This is a genomic window from Mycobacterium sp. PO1, from assembly GCF_017312405.1.
In the GTDB taxonomy this organism is placed as follows: Bacteria; Actinomycetota; Actinomycetes; order Mycobacteriales; family Mycobacteriaceae; genus Mycobacterium.
In genome coordinates this window covers 40,261-58,177 of record NZ_BLTG01000019.1, presented here as the reverse complement: position 1 = coordinate 58,177, position 17,917 = coordinate 40,261, and the positions used below count along the sequence as shown (strand labels likewise).

General features: G+C 68.9%; 18 protein-coding genes. 9 read left to right on the top strand and 9 right to left on the bottom strand.

What is annotated here, in order from left to right:
• Positions 1-5 precede the first annotated feature (5 nt).
• Positions 6-3,158, bottom strand: a complete 3,153-nt coding sequence (locus J3476_RS08985; RefSeq protein ID WP_207066141.1) for a cytochrome P450 — start codon at positions 3,156-3,158, stop codon at positions 6-8.
• Positions 3,159-3,266: 108 nt separating this feature from the next.
• Here J3476_RS08985 and J3476_RS08980 point away from each other — a divergent pair, with 108 nt between their 5' ends.
• Together J3476_RS08980 and J3476_RS08975 are read left to right on the top strand one after the other, a co-directional pair.
• Positions 3,267-4,100, top strand: a complete 834-nt coding sequence (locus tag J3476_RS08980; protein WP_207066140.1) for a lysophospholipid acyltransferase family protein — start codon at positions 3,267-3,269, stop codon at positions 4,098-4,100.
• Positions 4,101-4,304: 204 nt separating this feature from the next.
• On the top strand, positions 4,305-4,958 hold the full coding sequence (locus tag J3476_RS08975) for a nitroreductase (RefSeq protein ID WP_207066139.1): 654 nt from the start codon (positions 4,305-4,307) through the stop codon (positions 4,956-4,958).
• A gap of 23 nt (positions 4,959-4,981) precedes the next feature.
• On the opposite strand, the gene J3476_RS08970 is transcribed toward J3476_RS08975, so the two are convergent.
• Positions 4,982-6,175, bottom strand: a complete 1,194-nt coding sequence (locus tag J3476_RS08970) for an aromatic acid exporter family protein (protein WP_207066138.1) — start codon at positions 6,173-6,175, stop codon at positions 4,982-4,984.
• A gap of 107 nt (positions 6,176-6,282) precedes the next feature.
• On the opposite strand from J3476_RS08970, the gene J3476_RS08965 reads away from it, so the two are divergent.
• The 6 genes from J3476_RS08965 (at position 6,283) to J3476_RS08940 (ending at position 11,389) form a co-directional block, all read left to right on the top strand.
• On the top strand, positions 6,283-7,113 hold the full coding sequence (locus tag J3476_RS08965) for an LLM class F420-dependent oxidoreductase (protein ID WP_207066137.1): 831 nt from the start codon (positions 6,283-6,285) through the stop codon (positions 7,111-7,113).
• A gap of 56 nt (positions 7,114-7,169) precedes the next feature.
• Positions 7,170-7,802: a TetR/AcrR family transcriptional regulator gene (locus tag J3476_RS08960; protein ID WP_307726972.1), complete on the top strand. Its 633-nt coding sequence runs from the start codon at positions 7,170-7,172 to the stop codon at positions 7,800-7,802.
• A 91-nt stretch (positions 7,803-7,893) separates the two neighbouring features.
• Positions 7,894-9,447, top strand: a complete 1,554-nt coding sequence (locus tag J3476_RS08955; RefSeq protein WP_207066135.1) for a DHA2 family efflux MFS transporter permease subunit — start codon at positions 7,894-7,896, stop codon at positions 9,445-9,447.
• Entirely contained in the window at positions 9,444-10,277 is an 834-nt protein-coding gene (locus J3476_RS08950; RefSeq protein WP_207066134.1) for an SDR family oxidoreductase, read from the top strand. The genes J3476_RS08955 and J3476_RS08950 overlap by 4 nt, the downstream gene beginning before the upstream one ends.
• A 34-nt stretch (positions 10,278-10,311) precedes the next feature.
• The gene (locus J3476_RS08945) at positions 10,312-10,800 is read left to right on the top strand and encodes a nuclear transport factor 2 family protein (protein ID WP_207066133.1); all 489 of its coding nucleotides are present in this window, start codon (positions 10,312-10,314) and stop codon (positions 10,798-10,800) included.
• Between the two features lies 1 nt (position 10,801).
• Positions 10,802-11,389: an HD domain-containing protein gene (locus tag J3476_RS08940; RefSeq protein ID WP_207066132.1), complete on the top strand. Its 588-nt coding sequence runs from the start codon at positions 10,802-10,804 to the stop codon at positions 11,387-11,389.
• Here the strand turns inward: J3476_RS08940 and J3476_RS08935 are convergent.
• The 6 genes from J3476_RS08935 to J3476_RS08910 form a co-directional block, all read right to left on the bottom strand.
• On the bottom strand, positions 11,386-11,736 hold the full coding sequence (locus J3476_RS08935; RefSeq protein WP_207066131.1) for an STAS domain-containing protein: 351 nt from the start codon (positions 11,734-11,736) through the stop codon (positions 11,386-11,388). The genes J3476_RS08940 and J3476_RS08935 overlap by 4 nt on opposite strands.
• On the bottom strand, positions 11,733-12,824 hold the full coding sequence (locus tag J3476_RS08930) for a B12-binding domain-containing protein (protein ID WP_207066130.1): 1,092 nt from the start codon (positions 12,822-12,824) through the stop codon (positions 11,733-11,735). Before J3476_RS08930 ends, J3476_RS08935 begins: the two co-directional genes overlap by 4 nt.
• Positions 12,821-14,464 carry a PP2C family protein-serine/threonine phosphatase gene (locus tag J3476_RS08925; RefSeq protein WP_207066129.1) on the bottom strand — a complete coding sequence of 548 codons (1,644 nt, stop codon included), beginning with the start codon at positions 14,462-14,464 and terminating at the stop codon, positions 12,821-12,823. Before J3476_RS08925 ends, J3476_RS08930 begins: the two co-directional genes overlap by 4 nt.
• 206 nt (positions 14,465-14,670) lie before the next feature.
• On the bottom strand, positions 14,671-15,444 hold the full coding sequence (locus tag J3476_RS08920) for an enoyl-CoA hydratase/isomerase family protein (RefSeq protein ID WP_207066128.1): 774 nt from the start codon (positions 15,442-15,444) through the stop codon (positions 14,671-14,673).
• Between the two features lie 20 nt (positions 15,445-15,464).
• Positions 15,465-15,794 carry a DUF202 domain-containing protein gene (locus J3476_RS08915; RefSeq protein WP_207066127.1) on the bottom strand — a complete coding sequence of 110 codons (330 nt, stop codon included), beginning with the start codon at positions 15,792-15,794 and terminating at the stop codon, positions 15,465-15,467.
• Between the two features lies 1 nt (position 15,795).
• A complete protein-coding gene (locus J3476_RS08910; protein WP_207066126.1) occupies positions 15,796-16,167 on the bottom strand; it encodes a YidH family protein in 372 nt (123 codons plus the stop codon).
• Positions 16,168-16,219: 52 nt separating this feature from the next.
• Between J3476_RS08910 and J3476_RS08905 the strand changes: the two genes are divergently transcribed.
• Positions 16,220-17,086 carry an acyl-CoA thioesterase II gene (locus J3476_RS08905; protein WP_207066125.1) on the top strand — a complete coding sequence of 289 codons (867 nt, stop codon included), beginning with the start codon at positions 16,220-16,222 and terminating at the stop codon, positions 17,084-17,086.
• Positions 17,087-17,095: 9 nt separating this feature from the next.
• Here the strand turns inward: J3476_RS08905 and J3476_RS08900 are convergent, their stop codons facing one another.
• Positions 17,096-17,863, bottom strand: a complete 768-nt coding sequence (locus J3476_RS08900; protein WP_207066124.1) for an SHOCT domain-containing protein — start codon at positions 17,861-17,863, stop codon at positions 17,096-17,098.
• Positions 17,864-17,917 lie beyond the last annotated feature (54 nt).

Below are 17,917 nucleotides of genomic sequence, written 5' to 3'. Positions count from 1 at the left end.
GTCGGTCAGCCGGCCCAGACGTCCTCGACGTAGCGATCGGATTCGACCAACCCGGTGAGCCACCGCTGTGCAGCCTCCGCGTCGGCACCGGTGCGGGACCGGTAGATGTCCGTGAACGCCTCGCGGACGGCGGGCGCCATGCGCGCGCCGTCCCCGCAGACATAGACGTAGGTGTCCTTGGCGGGGTCACCCAGCATGTCCCAGACATCGTCGGCGTCCGCGGCGATGCGGTCCTGCACGTACCGCACCCCGTCCTGCGGCGCCCTCGAGAACGCCGGCCGCATGCGCACGACGCCGAGCGCCTCACCTTCTTCGAACTGCTCGCGGAAGATGTAGTCGACCGCCGGATCTCGGACGCCGAAGAAGCACAGCGCCGGGGCGAACGGCTCACCGGCCTGCTGGGCGGCCAGGCGGTCGAGCAGGAAACCGCAGAACGGGGCGACACCGGTACCGGCGCTGACCAGGATGACGTTTCGGGTGGGTTCGGCGCCCGCCCGGAATGCCTGGCGCGCTGCGTCCACCCGGGCCCGCACGACCTGACCGGGCTTGGCCGCCGCCAGGTGATTGGAGGCCACGCCCTGGAACAGTCCGCGGCCGGAGCGCGCCGGTGCGTCGAGCACGCTGACCACCAGCCCGACCACCTGAGGAGACAGGCGCGACGACGAGCCGATCGAATAGTGCCGCGGCGTCATCGGTTCGAGTAGTTCCAGCAACTGGGCGCCGGTGATCTCACAGGCCGGGAACTCCAGCAGGCACTCCAGCGGACTGAGCACGGCGGGCTCCGCTGCCGCGGCGAGCTGCTCGAGACGCTGTCGTTCGGGTGCGCACGGATTCGTCGCCGCCAACCGCGTCAACTGACTGCGGCTGGCCGGCTTGCGTAATTCCACGAAATGGGTGAGCAGCTCACGCACGCTGACCTCCCGGTCGAGCGCGATCAGCCGCCGAGAGTTGCGTCGAGGGTTGACCGACAGTCGTAGGTCCGGCTCGATCTCCAACAACTGGATCACCGTGTCGACCAATTCGGGGGGATTGTCGGCGAGCACGGTGAGGTGATCGCCGGTGTGGTATTCGATGCCCTCCGGAAGCGCAATCCGCACATAGCGTTTGGCTTGTCCGAAGGCGGTGTCGCTGACCAGCTCGGTGTTCTCCAGAACCGTCATCGGGGTCACCCCGAAGCGGGCGTCGATGGCGCTGGTGACAGGACCGACGATGGTCCGCAGCTCGTAGAGCGGTTCGTCGGCGTCGCTGACCGGCGCGGCGTCCGGATCACCGAAGCGCTGTGCCACTGCCGTCCAGAAGTTCGCGGAGAACTCCTCGACCGTTCCGGTGAGGTCACCGGAGGTGTCGGCTGAAGCTCGCGGAACCAGGGCGGTGGCGCCCAGCTCGGTGAGGCGTTCCTCGATCTGCTGCGGAATGGCCTGGTACGTGTCGGCCCAGTTGTGGTCGCCGACCCCCAACACCGCGAACAGCGGGCTTTCGGAGAGTGAGGCGTCGGGGTCGTTCAACCACGCCATGAACGCCCGGGCGTCGTCGGTGGGCTGTCCGTTGTAGGACGCGGCGACGATCAGAGTGGCATCGGCCGACGGCAGCGCGCCGGCCGCGCTGTCGAGGGGCGCCACCGTGGCCAGGCACCGGTGGTCGGCGGCTTCCTCGGCCAGTTGCGCGGCCAGCGCCCGGCAGGTGCCCAGATTCGAGCCGTGCAGTACGGCCAGCGTCGTCCCCGCCTTGACGGCGGTCGCGGCAGCCGTGGTGGGCCGCGACTCTCCAGCGGCGTCGGGGGCCGGGCGGACCGCCCGTTCGTCCGCGGTGCGCCGGAGGAGATCGACGTGAAAGCCCACGGGGCGGCGGCTGCCCGGGCCGTCCCACTGCAGCACATAGTGTCGCGAGTCGATCATGCGGTAGCGGTGCACGATTCGGGCGATCGCCATGGTGGCCTCGTGCAGCGCGAATTGGCGGCCGATGCACGAGCGCGCGCCGGTGCCGAACGGTTTGAACAGGCTTGCCGGACGCGACTGGCTGCGCTGGGGGGAGAATCGCTCGGGGTCGAACAGCTCGACGTTGTCCCCCCAGCCGGGCTGGCGGTGCAGCGCACCGGTGAGTACACTGACCGCCTCACCTTTCTTCACCGGGTAGCGGCCCCCGATGACCGTGTCGGACAACGCCATCCGGTCGAACTGCAGCACCGGGGGAGACAGACGCAGCGTCTCGTTGATGACCTGGCGCAGATACTCGAACTTCCCGATGTCGTCGTAGCTGGGCAGGTAGTCGTCGTCGGGGCCGAACACCTGGTCCACCTCGGCCCGGACGCGGTCCAGTACGGCGGGGTGTCGCACGATGTTGTAGAGCGTGTTGGGCATCAGCTCGGAGGTGGTGAGCTGACCGGCGATGAGGAACGTCATGATCTGGTTCTTGACGTTGTCCGGTTCGAGCAACGGGGCGCCGTTGGCGTCGTGGCCGAGCATCACCGACAACAGGTCGTCGACATCGTCGCTGCGCCCCGACCGGTGGCCGGCGATCAACTCGTCGAAGAACGTGTGCAGGGTGGTCAACTCGCCGGTGAACGCCGGCGTCACCCCGTTCTGGAAGACTTCGCCCAGCGCTGCGGTGAAACTCGCCGGGATGGGCGCCATACCGTCGACATCGAACGACTCGAACCGGGCACCGAAACCGGCCAGCGCAACGGTGTCCATCGCCAGCTTCTGCAGATCGGTGGACACGTCGACCGCGTCATGTCCCGCGGCGGCGTCCCACCGGCTGATCAGCTGGGCGTTGATGTCGAGCATCGCGGAGTGATAGGTGCGCAACCCCGCATAGCTGAAGCCCGGCAGCAGGACATCGTGGGCCTTCTGCCAGTTCGATTCGCCGTAGAACGCGGTGAACAGCCCGTCACCGGCCAGCGGGCGGATCCTGGCCAGCGACGCGGTGAGGTTCTTGGCGAAACGGGTCTCGTCGCAGAGTTCCTCGACCAGTTCCGCCGAGCACGCGTAGAGCTTCCGTTCGCCGTTGAAGTCGGCGTAGAACAGGGGCCCGTGCACTTCTGCGAGCAGATCGATCGGAAGTGCGTAGGGACGCCCGGCCAGGAGTTCCGGCCCGGGCAGGGGACCTTCTGCCGAGGCCACGTCGGTCAGCTCGGGTGGTGCGGACGGTCCAGGCTGCATGCGGTGGAGCCTAATCCGGTCGCTGCGTCGCCGAAGGCGATCAGCGAGGCAGGTGCCCACGGTGTGGACAATGGCGGAAGTGACCCCAGACGACAGGACCGCCGCCCGATGACCGAGCCCGCCATCTCGCCGAGCGTGCGGGCGTTGGAGTCCCTGCTGGAGACCGCGACGGGCGCGTTGTCGCCGCTGATGCGGTTGTACCGCCCCTATGTCCGTGGACTGCAGAATCTGCCGGCCGATGGCCGATTCCTGCTGGTGGGCAACCACACCCAGAACTCGTCCGAGGTGCTCCTGATCCCGTACTACGTGCGCAGCCACATCGGAACCCGGGTCCGCCCGCTGGCGGACCGGCAGTTCGGGCGGATGCGCGGGCTGCAGGCTGATCTCGTCACCGCCTACGGAGCGGTGGTCGGCACTCCCGACGCCGCCCACCGGTTGATGGACCAGGACGAGACGATCCTGGTCTTCCCCGGTGGAGCCCGGGAGATCGCCAAGTACAAAGGCGAGGAGTACATGCTGAGCTGGCAGAACCGAGACGGCTTCGCGCGGATCGCGATCGAGCACGGCTATCCCATCGTCACCGCGGCGCTCGTCGGTGGCGACGACGTGTACACCAGCATGGTCAGTCGCGACAGCCGCCTCGGTCGCGCCAGCAGGTGGCTCAGCCACCGTCTCAGTGGCCGCTCCGATATGGGGATACCGTTGGTGCGGGGCATCGGCCCGACCCTGGTACCCAGACCGCAGCGGATGTACCTGTCGTTCGGTCCGCCGATCGCCACGACCCACACCGAGGGGGAGGCCGACGACAGGTGGACTGCCGCGGTCAAGGGGCGGGTGCAGCGACAGCTGGAGGCCGAACTCGCGGACCTGCAGCAGATCCGGTCGGCGGACCCGTTCCGGCAGCTGAACCCGCTGAGCTGGCCGGCTGCCCTGACCCCGTAGTCCGGCTGCCCGGCGCACAACTACGGACTTTCCGTGATTCCCCCGGCGGACCGACCGTGTCACTGTCAGGTCGGGACGACGCAGCACGCGTGCCGCGAGAGGAAACACGATGACGGACGACAGGTTCACGCAGGCCGGCGGCATCACCGCAACCACCGCGCACGTTGACGGCGGCGGCACGGCGATCTGACGGGAGACCTTGAAATGGCCGAGCTCGACGACATCATCAACCGGCGGCGTTCGTCCCGGATGTTCCTGCCGGACAAAGCAGTTCCCGCCGACGCGTTGAACGAGGCGCTGACTCTGGCCATGCGCGCACCGTCGAACTCCAATGTGCAGCCGTGGCGGGTCTTTCTCGCCGTGGGGGAGCGCCGAGACCGACTGGCAGCCGCCATGGTGGCCGCGGCGCGCGCCGAGCCGCCGAAGGCGATGGGACTGCCCGAATCGTTCAGCGCGCGTCGACGCGAACTCGGCGCGCTGGTGTACGGATCGATGGGAGTGGCGCGCGATGACGCCGACGGCAGGTGGACGGCGCAGCTGCGCAACTTCGAGTTCTTCCGCGCCCCGGTGGCGGGCATCGTGTGCATGCACCGCGACCTCGGCATGGCCGACGCGGTCGGGGTGGGGATGTTCCTGCAGACGCTGCTGTTGGCGCTCACCGAACGCGGCATCGACAGCTGCGTACAGGTGTCGACCGCGCTGTATCCCGACATCGTCCGGGAACATCTGGGCATACCGGATGAACTGCGCGTCCTGTGCGGAGTGTGCATCGGCTACGCCGACCCGAACTTTGCCGCCAATCACCTGGCCGTTCCGCGCAATCCGCTCGCGCAGAACGTCGAGATCCTCGACGACTGAGGACTCGCGACGTCATACCTTTCTCAGGAGCGGCCGGCCGAGGACCGGGCCAGCTGCTGGAACTGGTCGTCGGCCCATTCGATCTCTTCGCAGATGCGCTGCGCGTCGGCATACAGGGCACCGAAGAATGCCCACTGCCGTGGAACGTCGTGCTCACCGTCGACCGCGGCTGCGCTGCTGAGCGTGTGCAGCGCCGACCGGCACTGCTCGTTCACCGTGTTCAATGCGGTCCCGGCCCGCAGGTCCGACATGGAGTGCAGCGACGCGCTCTCGGCGATCGCGTCCCGTACCGCCGACAGCACCGCTGCGTACTGACCGAAGAACTCCGTGCGGGCGCGGCGACCGGCCGACTCGTCCTCGTCGGACCCGGTGAAGCGCAGCAGCCCGGCACACACGAATACCAGTTGTTGGGAGATTCGTTCGACGACGTGCACGGTGACCCGGTGTCCGTCGAACGTTGGGCTGCCGCGTGTCACCAGCCTTCGCGGATTGAACTTCGACGTCTGGAGGGCGTGGTCGATGGTGCTGCGGGGCTGAGCCGACAGGCCCGGCAGTTCGTCGCTGCGCCTGCGCCAGTCCCTGGCCTGGTCGTCGTCGGGCGCCCCGTCGCCCAACCCGGCGACCATGTCGTCGAGCAGCTGGACCACCGACTGGCAGTACGCGGCGACTGCGTCTTCGGCGCTGCGGTAGCGCAGCGGCGGGGCGATCAGCAGGTTGGTGCCGACCGCGATGCCTGCCCCCAGCAGGACCATGGCCGCGAGATCGCCGATCAGCATCAGCGGTGACGTGCCCGCGTCGGGCATGGCCACCACGCCGTAGGCGAAGACGGCGGCGACCGTGACGTTGAAGCCCTGACTGCCGAGCCGATACCAGCGGCCGATCAGCATGCTCGCCAGGAGGATGAGCGGGAAGAGCCACAGGCCGGGACCCCACGGCAGCGCGACGGCACTGACCAGTCCGATCCCGACGAGCACCGCCCCGGTGTAGTGAACGGCCTTCTGCACCGACTCGGCGATGGTCTGCTGCATGAGCAGCATGGCGGCGAACGCGGCGAACGACGCGTTGCTGGCGTGGAACACGTCGGTGGCCAGCGCCCAGGCGATCGTTCCCGCGATGACGGCCTTGATCAACATCAGCGCGTTGTCGGCGCTCATCGCCACACCGGGGAACACGGCGCCCACCCGTCGGGCGAACCGAGCGGCAAGAGCACGGATCACAGGGCCTACCTCCCTGGCGCTGTCGACCATCGAACCGTGATGGAATCCTTCCCGCTGCCTACGCGGCTGAAACGGTGAGGCCCGAAGGGGGTGTACAACCTTCAGGTATGAAGTTCGGGATCGCCACCTTCGTCAACGACGACACCATCGACCCGGTCACCTTGGCCCGTGCCATCGAGGAACGGGGCTTCGAGTCGCTGGCCGTCGCCGAGCACAGCCACATCCCGGCCAGCCGGGAGTCGGCCTATCCCCTCGGCGGCGACCTGCCGTCGATCTACTACCGCACGCTGGATCCCTTCGCGACGCTCGCTGCGGCCGCCGCGGTGACGTCACGCATCGACCTCATCACCGGCATCGCGCTGTTGATCCAGCGCGACCCCATCACCACGGCCAAAGAGGCCGCGAGCGTGGACGTGATCTCCGGGGGCCGCTTCGTCTTCGGCGTCGGCGCCGGATGGAACCTCGAGGAGATGGCCGACCACGGCACGGACCCGCGCACGCGCGGAGCGCTGCTGGACGAGCGGATCGAGGCGATCAAAGAGCTCTGGACCGCGGAGCCTGCCGAGTACCACGGCCGTTACGTCGACTTCGACTCGTCGTATCAGCGGCCGAAACCGGTGCGTGAACCGCATCCGCCCGTCTACATCGGCGGGGACTCCGACGCGACCGTCCGGCGCATCATCCGCCACCGGGCGGGGTGGATCTCCAACCCGCTCCCCGCGGAGCGGCTGGCTCGGCGGGTGGCGCAGATCCGCGAGAACGCCGATTACGACGTGCCGTTGACGATCTTCGCCGCGCCGCCCGACCCGGACTACTGGCGCGCCGCCGAGGACGTGGGATTCGATCACGTGGGCTTACTGCTGCCGACCAAGCCCCGCGATGCGTCGCTGCGCATCCTCGACGACCTCGCCGAGAAGGTGGGCCGGTACGGCGGCTGACCGCACTCTGTCGCAGATGTTAATGTCGTCAACATCAGCTCTGGGAAGGAGTCGCGCTGACCTCCCGACGCTCCGATACCTATCACCACGGAAACCTGCGTCAGGTCCTTCTCGATCATGCCGTCGACCTGGCCCGCACAGGTGGCCCGGATGCCGTCGTGATGCGCGATGTGCAGCGACTGGCCGGGGTCAGTAATTCGGCGGCCTACCGCCATTACGCCGACCGCGGTGAACTCCTGGCCGCGGTGACCGAACACGCCCAGACGCTGCTCGCCGACGCGATGGCAGCACGCCTGGACGCCGTCACCTCGAGGGGACCGAAGGCCAAACGGGCACTCGCGCGGTTCCGTGCCACCGGGCAGGGCTATCTGGACTTCGCGTTGGCCGAGCCGGGGCTGTTCCGAACAGCGTTCGCCCACAACGTCTCCGGGAACAGCGGGACTGCCGATGAGCCGGTGCGAGTACCCGAACACCATCCGTTCCAGATGCTCATCCGCTGCATCGACGAGTTGATCGCCACCGAAGTGCTGGCCGCCGACCGGCGCGACGGACTCGACGAGGCGGCCTGGGCCGCGGTGCACGGCTTGTCCACCCTGCTTCTCGACGGCCCGCTCAGCGGCCTCGACCACGCGCGCAGACAGGTGATCATCGACCGGCTGCTCGACGTCATCGCCGACGGCCTGCAGTGACCACCGCGTAAATGTTGACAGCACTAACATCGTCTGCCATCGTATCCAAATGTTAGCGTCGTCAACATCGAGAACCAGGCGGTAAGACCTCATGACCATCACCCCTAGCCGCCCCGTGGGGCACAGCCGTGTGCGACACCGCCCCGGACTGGTTCTGGCCGTCGTCCTCATCGCGGCACTGGCGATCAATGTCGAAACGACGATCGTCAATGTCGCTCTGCCGACGTTGAACTCGGAACTCGGCGCATCGACGCGCGGGCTGCAGTGGATCGTCGACGCCTACAACCTCGCCTTCGCGGCCCTGGTTCTGGCCGGTGGCACCGTCGGTGACAAGTTCGGGCGGCGTGGCACCCTGATCGCCGGCCTGGTGCTCTTCGCAGTCAGCAGCGTCGCCGCCGCCCTGTGCACCTCGACCGGTCAGCTGATCGCCATGCGGTTGATCATGGGAATCTCGGCGGCGCTGATCTATCCGACGACGCTGGCGTTGATCACCGACACCTTCCGGGATCCCCGGCAACGCGCCGCGGCGATCGGCGTGTGGGGTGCGGTGACCGGGCTCGGCGTGGCAGTCGGACCGATACTCGGCGGGGCACTCCTCGAAACATTCTGGTGGGGAAGCCTTTTCCTGGCGCTGGTGCCGATCGCGCTGGTCGCCGCTCTGGGAGCGGTGTTGTTCGTCCCACGGTCGGCCGCGGACGCCGACACCGCCCTGGACCGCGGCGGGCTGGTGCTGTCGGTGGTCATGCTCGGTGCCCTCGTCTACACGATCATCGAAGCGCCCGAGCACGGGTGGACCTCCGCGCAGACCCTGACGGGATTCGCCGTGGCACTGGTGTCAGCAGTGGCCTTCGTCTGGTGGGAGCGCCGTGCCGGCGACCCGCTGATCGACGTCGGACTGTTCGCCAACCTGCGCTTCAGTGCCGCCAGCGGTGCGGTGACCGTCGCGTTCTTCGCGCTGTTCGGGTTCATCTTCCTGATCACGCAGTTCTTCCAGTTGCTGCAGGGCTATGGCCCGCTGGAGACCGGGGTGCGAATCCTGCCGGTGGCGCTGTCGATCGCGGCCGGGTCGGTGCTCGGCACCCGCCTGGCGGTGACCCGCATCGGCACCAAGGTGGTCGTCTTCGTTGGGCTGGTGATGCTCACCGCGGCCTTCGCCTGGGTGGCGACCATCGACGTCGACGTGTCCTACCCGGCGGTGGCGGCCCAGATGGTGCTGCTCGGCGGAGGTCTCGGCCTCACCACTGCGCCGGCGACGGACTCCATCATGGGAGTGGTGCGGCCGGAGCAGGCCGGCGCGGGCTCGGCGGTCAACGACGCGACCCGGCAGGTGGGAGGAACTCTCGGGGTGGCGGTGGTGGGCAGCATCTTCTCCACGCTCTACATCCGTGACCTGTCCGCCAGTGAGGTGCTCGCCGCCGCGCCCCCGCAGGCTCAGGAAGCCGCCGGCGAGGGGCTGGCGCAGGGGCTCGCCGTGGCGGCGCAATCTCCGCCCGCGGTCGCGGAAACGCTGCGCACGGTGGTCAGTGATGCCTTCATGTCCGGCCTGCACGCCGGCTGCCTCACCGCTGCCGGGGTCTGCCTGGTCGGCGCGATCGCGGTACTGGCCTTCCTGCCTGCCCACCCGGTGAAGGCCACGGTGTCATGAACGATGTGCAGCGGTACGGACCGTGGGCGCTCGTCACGGGCGCCAGCGACGGCATCGGGCGCGCGTTGTCACAGCACCTGGCCGCGCAGGGACTGAACGTCGTCCTGGTGGCTCGCTGGCGGGACGCGTTGGCGACGCTCGCCGCGGACCTGTCCGCCGCTCATAGCGTGCAGACCAACGTTCTGGCCGTCGATCTGGCCGACCCAGCGGGTGTGACCGTCGTCGAGGAGCAGACACGCACAATGGACATCGGGATCGTCGTGCTGGCAGCCGGGTTCGGCACCACCGGTACGGTTCTGGAGACCTCCGCGGACGAGGAGTCGGCTCTCGTCGCGGTCAATGTCACCGCGGTCATGCGCCTGGCGCACACCTTCGCCTCCCGGCTGGTGAGTCGGGGCACCGGCGCGCTGGTGCTGTTCGGGTCGATCGTCGGTTGGCAGGGGGTGCCGGGTCAGGCGAACTATGCGGCGTCGAAAGCCTATGTGCAGAGCCTTGCCGAGGGGTTGCATGGCGAGTTGCGACCGTTCGGCGTCGACGTTCTCGCCGTCGCACCTGGTCCGGTCGGATCCGGTTTCGGCCCCCGCGCAGGGCTGGACCTGGGCTCGGCGACGAGCCCGGACACGGTCGCCCGCAGTACGTTGGCGGCGCTGGGACGCCGGCGCACCGTCGTTCCGGGACTGCAGGGCACGTTCCTCACCGCGGCGCTGCGGCCGCTGCCCCGACGGCTGCGCAGCGCCATCCTCAGCCGGGTGATCGCCGGGATGCGACTGCGATCGTCGGCGTCCCGCCCCGCAGCCGAACAGACGCTCGGGTGCAGGCATGGTGGTTGACTGTGATGGGCGAACACTCTGAGCAGGAGGATGAATGGATCCCGTCACCACCCAGGCCGAGGTCGAAGCCATCAAACAACTCAAGGCCCGCTACTGCCGGCTGCTGGACACCAAACAGTGGGATGCGTGGCGCGAACTGTTCACCGACGACTTCGTCAGCGACACTGCGCAATCCGGGGGGCAGGTGATCGTCGGAGCCGATGAGTTCGTGGCCTTCGTGCGCAGGAATCTGGGGAAGCGCTCGCAGCCGACGGTGCATCAGGTCCACGCGCCGGAGATCGAACTCATCGCTGCGACGGAAGCCACCGGCGTGTGGGCGCTCAACGACGTCGTCCGCCTCGCGCCGGGGCTGAACCTGAACGGCTACGGGCACTATCACGAGACCTACGGCAAGATCGACGGGGACTGGCGCATCAAGACATCCACGCTCACCAGGCTGCGCGAAGACGTCTTCAACGGAGTCTTCTCGTTCCGGGTGTCGCCGCGGATGCGCGACGCGGCTGCACGTTGGGCTCGTCGCTGACATGGAGATTGTCCGTTCCCTGCCTCTGGTCGAAGAGATCCTCGACGCACACAGCCATCGCGCCGGTGGAGATGAATCCGGTTGGGCCGCGTACCGCGCGCACGTCTACCGAGTGATCAACTTCGCCCGTGCGCTCGGACCCGATCATCCTGACCGCGACGACAAGCTGGCGATCGCTGCGGCCTTTCACGATCTCGCCGTGTTCGACACCCTCGACTACCTGGTCCCGTCCATTGCCGTCCAGGACGATTGGCTACAGCGGACGGGTCGGCAGGACTGGTCGACCGAGTTGGCCGTCGCCGTTGCCGAGCATCATCGGTTCACCCGTTACCCGTCGAGTCGGCCGCACGCCACGTTGGCGGAAGCGATGCGCCGCGCCGATCTGATCGACGTGAGCCAGGGGCTGATCCGGTTCGGGCTTCCGAAGACCTACGTGCGTGAGGTGCGGCGTTGCTTCGACGCCAGCGAGTTCTTCACCCGCGTCATCCCGCTGGGCACGGTGCGGGCGGTGCGCCGTCGGCAGCAGCCCGGCTTCCTGCGGCCGCGTGATGCGCTCAAGCGGTCAGGCCACGCTGAAGCCGACAGCTAACCGACCGTCTCGTCCTGCGCGTCGTCGGTCCCCGAGGGTGCGGTCAGGTGGTCCAGCACGCCGGTGACGTCGAGTACCCGATCCAGTTGCGGTGGCCGGTGATCCAGCCGCAGATCGACACCGGCCGCGGACGTGCGACGGTGCACGAGCAGCAGAGCGGACAGCCCGGCCGAGTCGCAGAACGACAGGTCGGTGAAGTCCAGCCTGAGCTTCTGCAGATCCGGATGGTCGTCGAGCACCCGGCGCACCGTGGTGAGGAACGGGTCGCTCGTGCGGAAGTCCAGATCGCCGGCGAGATGCAGGGTTGCCGAGCGGGTCGTCTGGTCGACAGTCACAGTGGTTTTCATGCGTGAAGGGAGGGGTCGGTGGCCGTGGCGGCCAGGGTGTGCAGGGCGGCGCTGACGATGCGCTGGACGCGCGGGAAATCAATGAGTTCGCTGGCGATGATCTCCAGGGCAGGGTTCAGCGAGGACGCCGGAACGCCTCGCGCGGTGAGGATCTCAGCGGTCCAACCGATGAATCCGGTGAACAGCTCGTCGTCGTCGACGTAGAGCGTCGCGGCGAGGAAGTCGACGATGTGCGCGATGTCGTCGATCGTGTGCCTGCGCTGTTGCTCGGAATACCCGGCCATAGCTGGAAAGCGTTGTGCCAGTTGATCGATGGTCGTACCGACCAGTTGCCCGGCGGTGGTGCTGACCATCGTGTACTCCTGGTCCGCCAAATGCGGGAGATCGTCGATGGGTTGGTGTGCCGGGCTGGCCGGCACGCGGGGGAATGCCCCGCGCAGGCAGGTGGCCGCCGACCGGGCGTCCGGCGCCCACGCATCGGCGCCGAGCAGGCGCGCGTACCGCCCGTCCCCGCCGAACCCGGCGCCGCCGGCCAGGACTGCGACACCGGAGGCCTGACACGCCGTGATCGCGGCGTGCGCGGTGGGCAGTCGGGTGGGGATCGAGCAGGACAGTGCCACGGCGTCGGGGCCGTGCAGATGCAGGTGGGCGATCAGATGTGGGGTCGGCACCTGCGCCCCGAGAAAATCGACCTGCCAGCCGCGCAGGCGCAGGACCTCGGCCAACAACCGCGCCGGCAGTGCATGCCATTCACCATCGACACACGCCACCGTCACACGACCCGCATCGCCGCTGCACCGGGCGGCCGGATGGTGGGCCAGCGCCGCGATCACCCGGTCGTTGATGGCGGTCGCGGCATGCTCCTGCGCGACGGTGAGGCGATTGGCGGCCCATTCGCTGCCGATGCGGTGCTGCACCGGTGCGATCACCTCGAGCAGCACATCCTCCGGTGCGGTGCCGGCTTCCACCGCGGTGAAGACGGTGGCCGCGGCGGCGTACTCGTCGTGATCGACGACTGCCCCCCACAGACGGTCGCGCAGCACGGCGAGGTCGACTGCCGCGACGGTGTCGGTATCCCGATCGGTCACGCGGTGTACCTCCCCGCGGTGTGGCCGTCCACCGCGGTGAGATGGGTGCGCCGCGGCGCGGTGATGGCCACCACGGCGATGTCGTCATGGGGCAGCCGGCCCACCCACTGGGAGGTGAGCATCATGATCCGTTCGACCACCGCCTCGGCCGGCATGCCAAGGCATTCGGCGAGCGCCTCGGACAGCCGCTGATCTCCGAAGATCTCTGAGCCCAGGGGTCCTCCGCGCGCCTCGGTGACGCCGTCGGTGAACAACAGGCACGTCTCGCCCGGCTCCAGAGTGGTCTCGAACGAGCGGGCCTTGAACTGCGGCAACGCACCCACCAGCACGCCCCGGGTATCGGCGGTCTCGACGGAGCCGTCGTGGCGCACGATCAGCGGGGCGGGATGTCCGGCGCACGTCAGCCGCAGGTTCAGCTGGGTGTCGTGGCGCACCACCGAGGCCAGCACCACCGTGGCGAACCGGCTGTTGTCCGGTGACAGCAGCGCGCTGTTGAGCAGCTTCAGCACGTCTTCGTGCTGATCGGCCAGGGGGGCCAGAGCCTGGAGCGTGTTGCGGATCTTGCCGGTGAGCAGCGCGGCCTCCAGTCCCTTGCCGCACACGTCACCGAGTACGACCAGGGTTTCGTCACCGGGGGCCTCGGCGGGGTGGACGTCATAGAAGTCGCCGCCGACCAACTCGTGGTCCTCGGACGCCCGGTACCCGCCGGCGAGTTCGAAGCCGTGCAGCCGGTGCAGCCGAGGTGGCAGCAGCTCACGCAGCAGCGTGCGGGTGATCGCCGACTGTTCGGCATACAGCCGGGCCGCGGACAACGCCGCGCCCGCGCGTGCGGCGAACAGCCGGGCGAAGATCTCCTCGCCTTCGCTGAACGCGGTGTGCGACTCGCGGCGCAGCAGAACCAGCGCTCCCGCGGGCACGCCGTGTCCGGGAAGCGGCGTGATCACGACCGACCCGAGCGATTCCGACAGCGTGGTGGGGATCAACCAGTTCGGCACGGTGGCTGGGTCGATCCAGCGCGACGGGACGGGCGGGAACCCTCGCAGCGCCTCACTGAGCCCGGCGACGTCGGCCGGATCGGCCTCGACCCACCGCTGCTCGACGGATCCGTCGGGACCGCAGCACACCACCGGAAGGCGGTGCTCGCTGGCGGGAGCGACGAGCACGGCGGCATCGGCGAGGTGGACGGCCGCGAGCCGAACCGTGGCGGCCATGCACCGTTCCAGGTTCAGCGACGCCATCAGCACCGCGGACGCCTCGTCGAGCACCGTGGCTCGTTCGCGCTCACGCGCCAGGTCGACCTGGGTCTGTCTGAGCACGGCGTCCGGCCGGGCCATCAGCCACCAGGCGACCTGCCCGTCGGGCAGCGTGGTCGGCTGCGCGGTGAACTCCTGGGCGCCGATGTCGCCGCGGACCTCGCTGCCGGCGTCGGTCACGGCCGCCAGGAAGTCCCGGTGCGCGCGGGCCAACCAGGGCATTCCGGCGTCCTGCAGGGCCGTGCCCACCGACACGTGGGGCAGTGCGGCCCGGGCGGAGTCGCTGAGACCACCCACGGTCCCGTCCCGGTCGACGACGAGGACCGGATGGGGAACCGACGCCCACGCCGTGGACGCGGCGACGCCGAGAGGGATCTCGTCGTGCATCGCAGCCTCCTCGACCAGCCAGTGGCAACCGCGTGCGCAGGTCAGCGCGGTGCTGCTACGGCCAAACACCTCCGCGCACGCACTGGAGCCACGAGACGAAAAGGCGAAAATTCGGTAGAAAGACTTACTGTACGCAGATCAGGCGAGCGAAGCCTATCCGCTGAGCGAAGCCGATCCTGCGCCGGCCCAGGCCGGGCCGCGGATCGTCAGCGTCCCCGCCAGCGCGGGGCGCGCTTCTCCCGCCACGCCGAGATCCCCTCTACGACGTCCTGCGTCGCCCCGGCGACCTTGCGCATCGTCTCGCCGAATCGCACGGACTCGATCCAGCCCATGTTGGCGGTGCGCCAGGCCACCTCCTTGGTCGCCCGCTGCGCCAGCGGTGCCGCTTCGGTCAGCGTGCGCGCCCATGCGCGAGCGGTGTCCTGCAGGTCCTCGGGCTCGACCAACCGCCACACCAGGCCCATCTCCTTGGCCCGCCCGGCGGACACGGGCTTGCCGGTCAACAGCAGTTCCATCGCATCGGCCCACCGGACCCGTTCGGGCAGCCGGATCGCCCCGACGATGGTCGGCACTCCCAGTGTCACCTCCGGGAACGAGAACGTCGCCGTCGTGGAGGCGATGACGAAGTCGCAGAACAGCACGCCGGTGACCCCGTAGCCGACGCACGGTCCGTGCACGGCTGCGATGGTGGGTTTGAACAACTCCATCCCACTCTCGAACGAGTTGATGGTGGGCTTCTCCCAGAAGGTGCCGGCAAACGTGCCGACCGATCCCTCGCCGTCCTTGAGGTCGCCGCCGGCGCAGAACACGTCGCCGGCGGCGGTCAGGATCGCCACCCACGCGTCCTCGTCGTCGCGGAAGCGTTCCCACGCCGCGTTGAGGTCCTGGCGCAACGCGCCGTTGATGGCATTGCGCGCCTCGGGCCGGTTGAGGGTGATGGTGGCGATGTGATCGTCGCACTCATAGGTGACCAGAGCCATGGCTGCACCATAACGGGAGATCAGGGGGCCAGGAGCAGCGCCGTGACGATCAACAGCGCGAATCCCGCTGTGCTGTAACCCAGGACGGCCACCTCCAGTGTCGGCGCGGGCAGGGTCGTCGCCCCGGCCTCGGTGTGCACGCGCCGGGACCGCCGGTAGCCGAGCCAGAGCGCCACGAGGGCGAGAAGTCCCGCGATGATGGCCAGCGCGCTGCGCCCGAACCCCAACGGGCCGTGCGGTCTCAGCAGAACCAGTGCGCCGCCGACGAGGAACCCGAAAGCGCTTCGCTCCCAGGACAACAGCGTGCGCTCCGCCTGCAGACCGGGCTTGTCCGGCGCAGGGCGGGGCACCTCAGGAGCCTCCCGGCGGCCAGATCATGAGCACGATCAGCACCCCGACGGTGACCGCGAAGATCGTCACGCCCAGCAGCGCCGGGACGTGGGTGGGCGGCAGATCGGCGTTGCGGCGCATGGCTCCCTGCACGCGCTGCCAACGGCGTACGGCCAATGCCGCCATGATGCCGCCGCCCGCGGTGAGGATCACGCTCAGCGCGTGCCGCACGCCGGGAATGCCGAACTGCGGCACGAACTGGACGATGGCGACGCCGCCGGCGATCAGCGCCAGCGCGGTGCGGATCCAGGCCAGGAAGGTCCGTTCGTTGGCCAGCGTGAAGCGGTAGTCCGGCTCCTGCTCCACGTCCGCCGAATCGGGCTGCTGGCTCATCCACCGGATGCTAACCGGCTGAGCCCTCCGATGCCTACGGCATGATGCCGGAGTGACCTACCGATCGCCGTCGCTGTCCGACATCGTCGCCACCCTCGAGGTCGACCGGGTCGATGAGTTGCGCTTCGTCGCCACGCAGCTCGACAACCCCGCCCATCACATCGTCGGCGGCCACATCGCCGGGCAGGCGCTGATGGCGGCCAGTCGCACCACACCCGGGCGGGTCCCGCACAGCGTGCACGTCTACTACGTGCGGGCCGGGGACGCCCGGCACCCCGTGGACATCGACGTCGACGTGGCCCGCGACGGCGGCACGCTGTCGACCCGCCAGATCACCGCGCGCCAGAACGGGCAGATCCTGCTCGAAGCGCTGGCTTCGTTCAGCACCCCGGTCGAGTCGCTCGACTATCAGCAGCCGATACCCGATGTGCCGGAACCGGATTCACTGCTGCCCGTGCAGGAGCAGTTGGCGGCCTACGCCGACGAGTTCGGCGGGCACTGGGTGCGGCCCCAACCGTTCGACCTGCGTTACGTCGACGCTCCGCCGCGGTTGGCGCTCGACCAGCCGGAGCCCTCGCCCCGCATCCGGATGTGGTGGCGGCCCGCCGAGCCGGTCGAGGACGACCTGTGCGACGAGGTGCTGGGGTGTTGCCTGCTGACGTACCTGTCGGGCACCACGATGCTCGAGACGGCGCTGACCATGCGACGTGCGACGCCGCTCAGCACGTTCAACGCGTTGATCGATCACGCGCTGTGGTTCCACCGGCCGATCGACCTGTCGGACTGGGTGCTCTCGGATCAGTCGTCGCCCAGCGGCATCGCCGGACGGGGACTGGCCACCTCGACGATGTACAACCGGTCCGGTCAGTTGGTCTGTGTGGCCACCCAGGAGCTGTATTTCGGCAAGGGGCGCGGCTGACGGACCGGCTCAGAGCCGCCCGAGCAGCTCGGCCTTCTTCGCAGCGAACTCGTCGTCGGACAGGATGCCGCGCTCGTGTAGTCCGGCCAGGGATTCGATGGCGGCGATGATCCCGGCCTGGTCGCCCGACGCGACCGCCCCCGACGGCGGTTCGGGCGCGCGGTGGCGTGGAGTGGGTGCGGCGGCAGGGGTTTCCGCCACCTGCCGGTCGCCGAGTTCGGTGAGGCTCGAGACGTCGACGGTGCCGTGCTGGCTGGTGAACACGATCGACCCGAACCCGCCGCCCTGCTGCTGGGACACCCCGGCGACGCGGTGATCACCCGTGTCGAACACCCGGGTGACGCCGTTGAGGTGCACGGCCAGGCGCCGCGTCGCGGGGAAGACGGCGTACCGGACGTCGTTCTGCCCGCCCGTCGCGCTGGGCACCCCCAGATCGGCCGGCCACCAGTTGGCCGCGGTGAACCCGCCATGGGCGCCCGGAGCACTGGACGACGGAGCGGGGAACACCGTCGTGGTGGCGAGCAGCTGAGCGAGTTCGGTGCACAGTGCGTCCACGCGCGCCTTGAGTGTGTGGTCGAACATGTCGCCGACCATGGTCATGCCGCCACGCATCCACTGTCCGCTGCCGCCGAGCTCCGGGATGGCGAACTGAGCCATGGTGCCGCCGCCGGCCTCCACCGCGAACAGCATGGCCAACACCGCCTCGCGGGACAGACCGTGCCGCTGGGCGATGTCGGTGATCGCACTCTCGGCGGCCGGAGTCACCGTTGCCTTCATGATCGTGAATCTTTCGTCGTCGGTACGGGTTCGAGCCTACGCAGGCAGACGGGC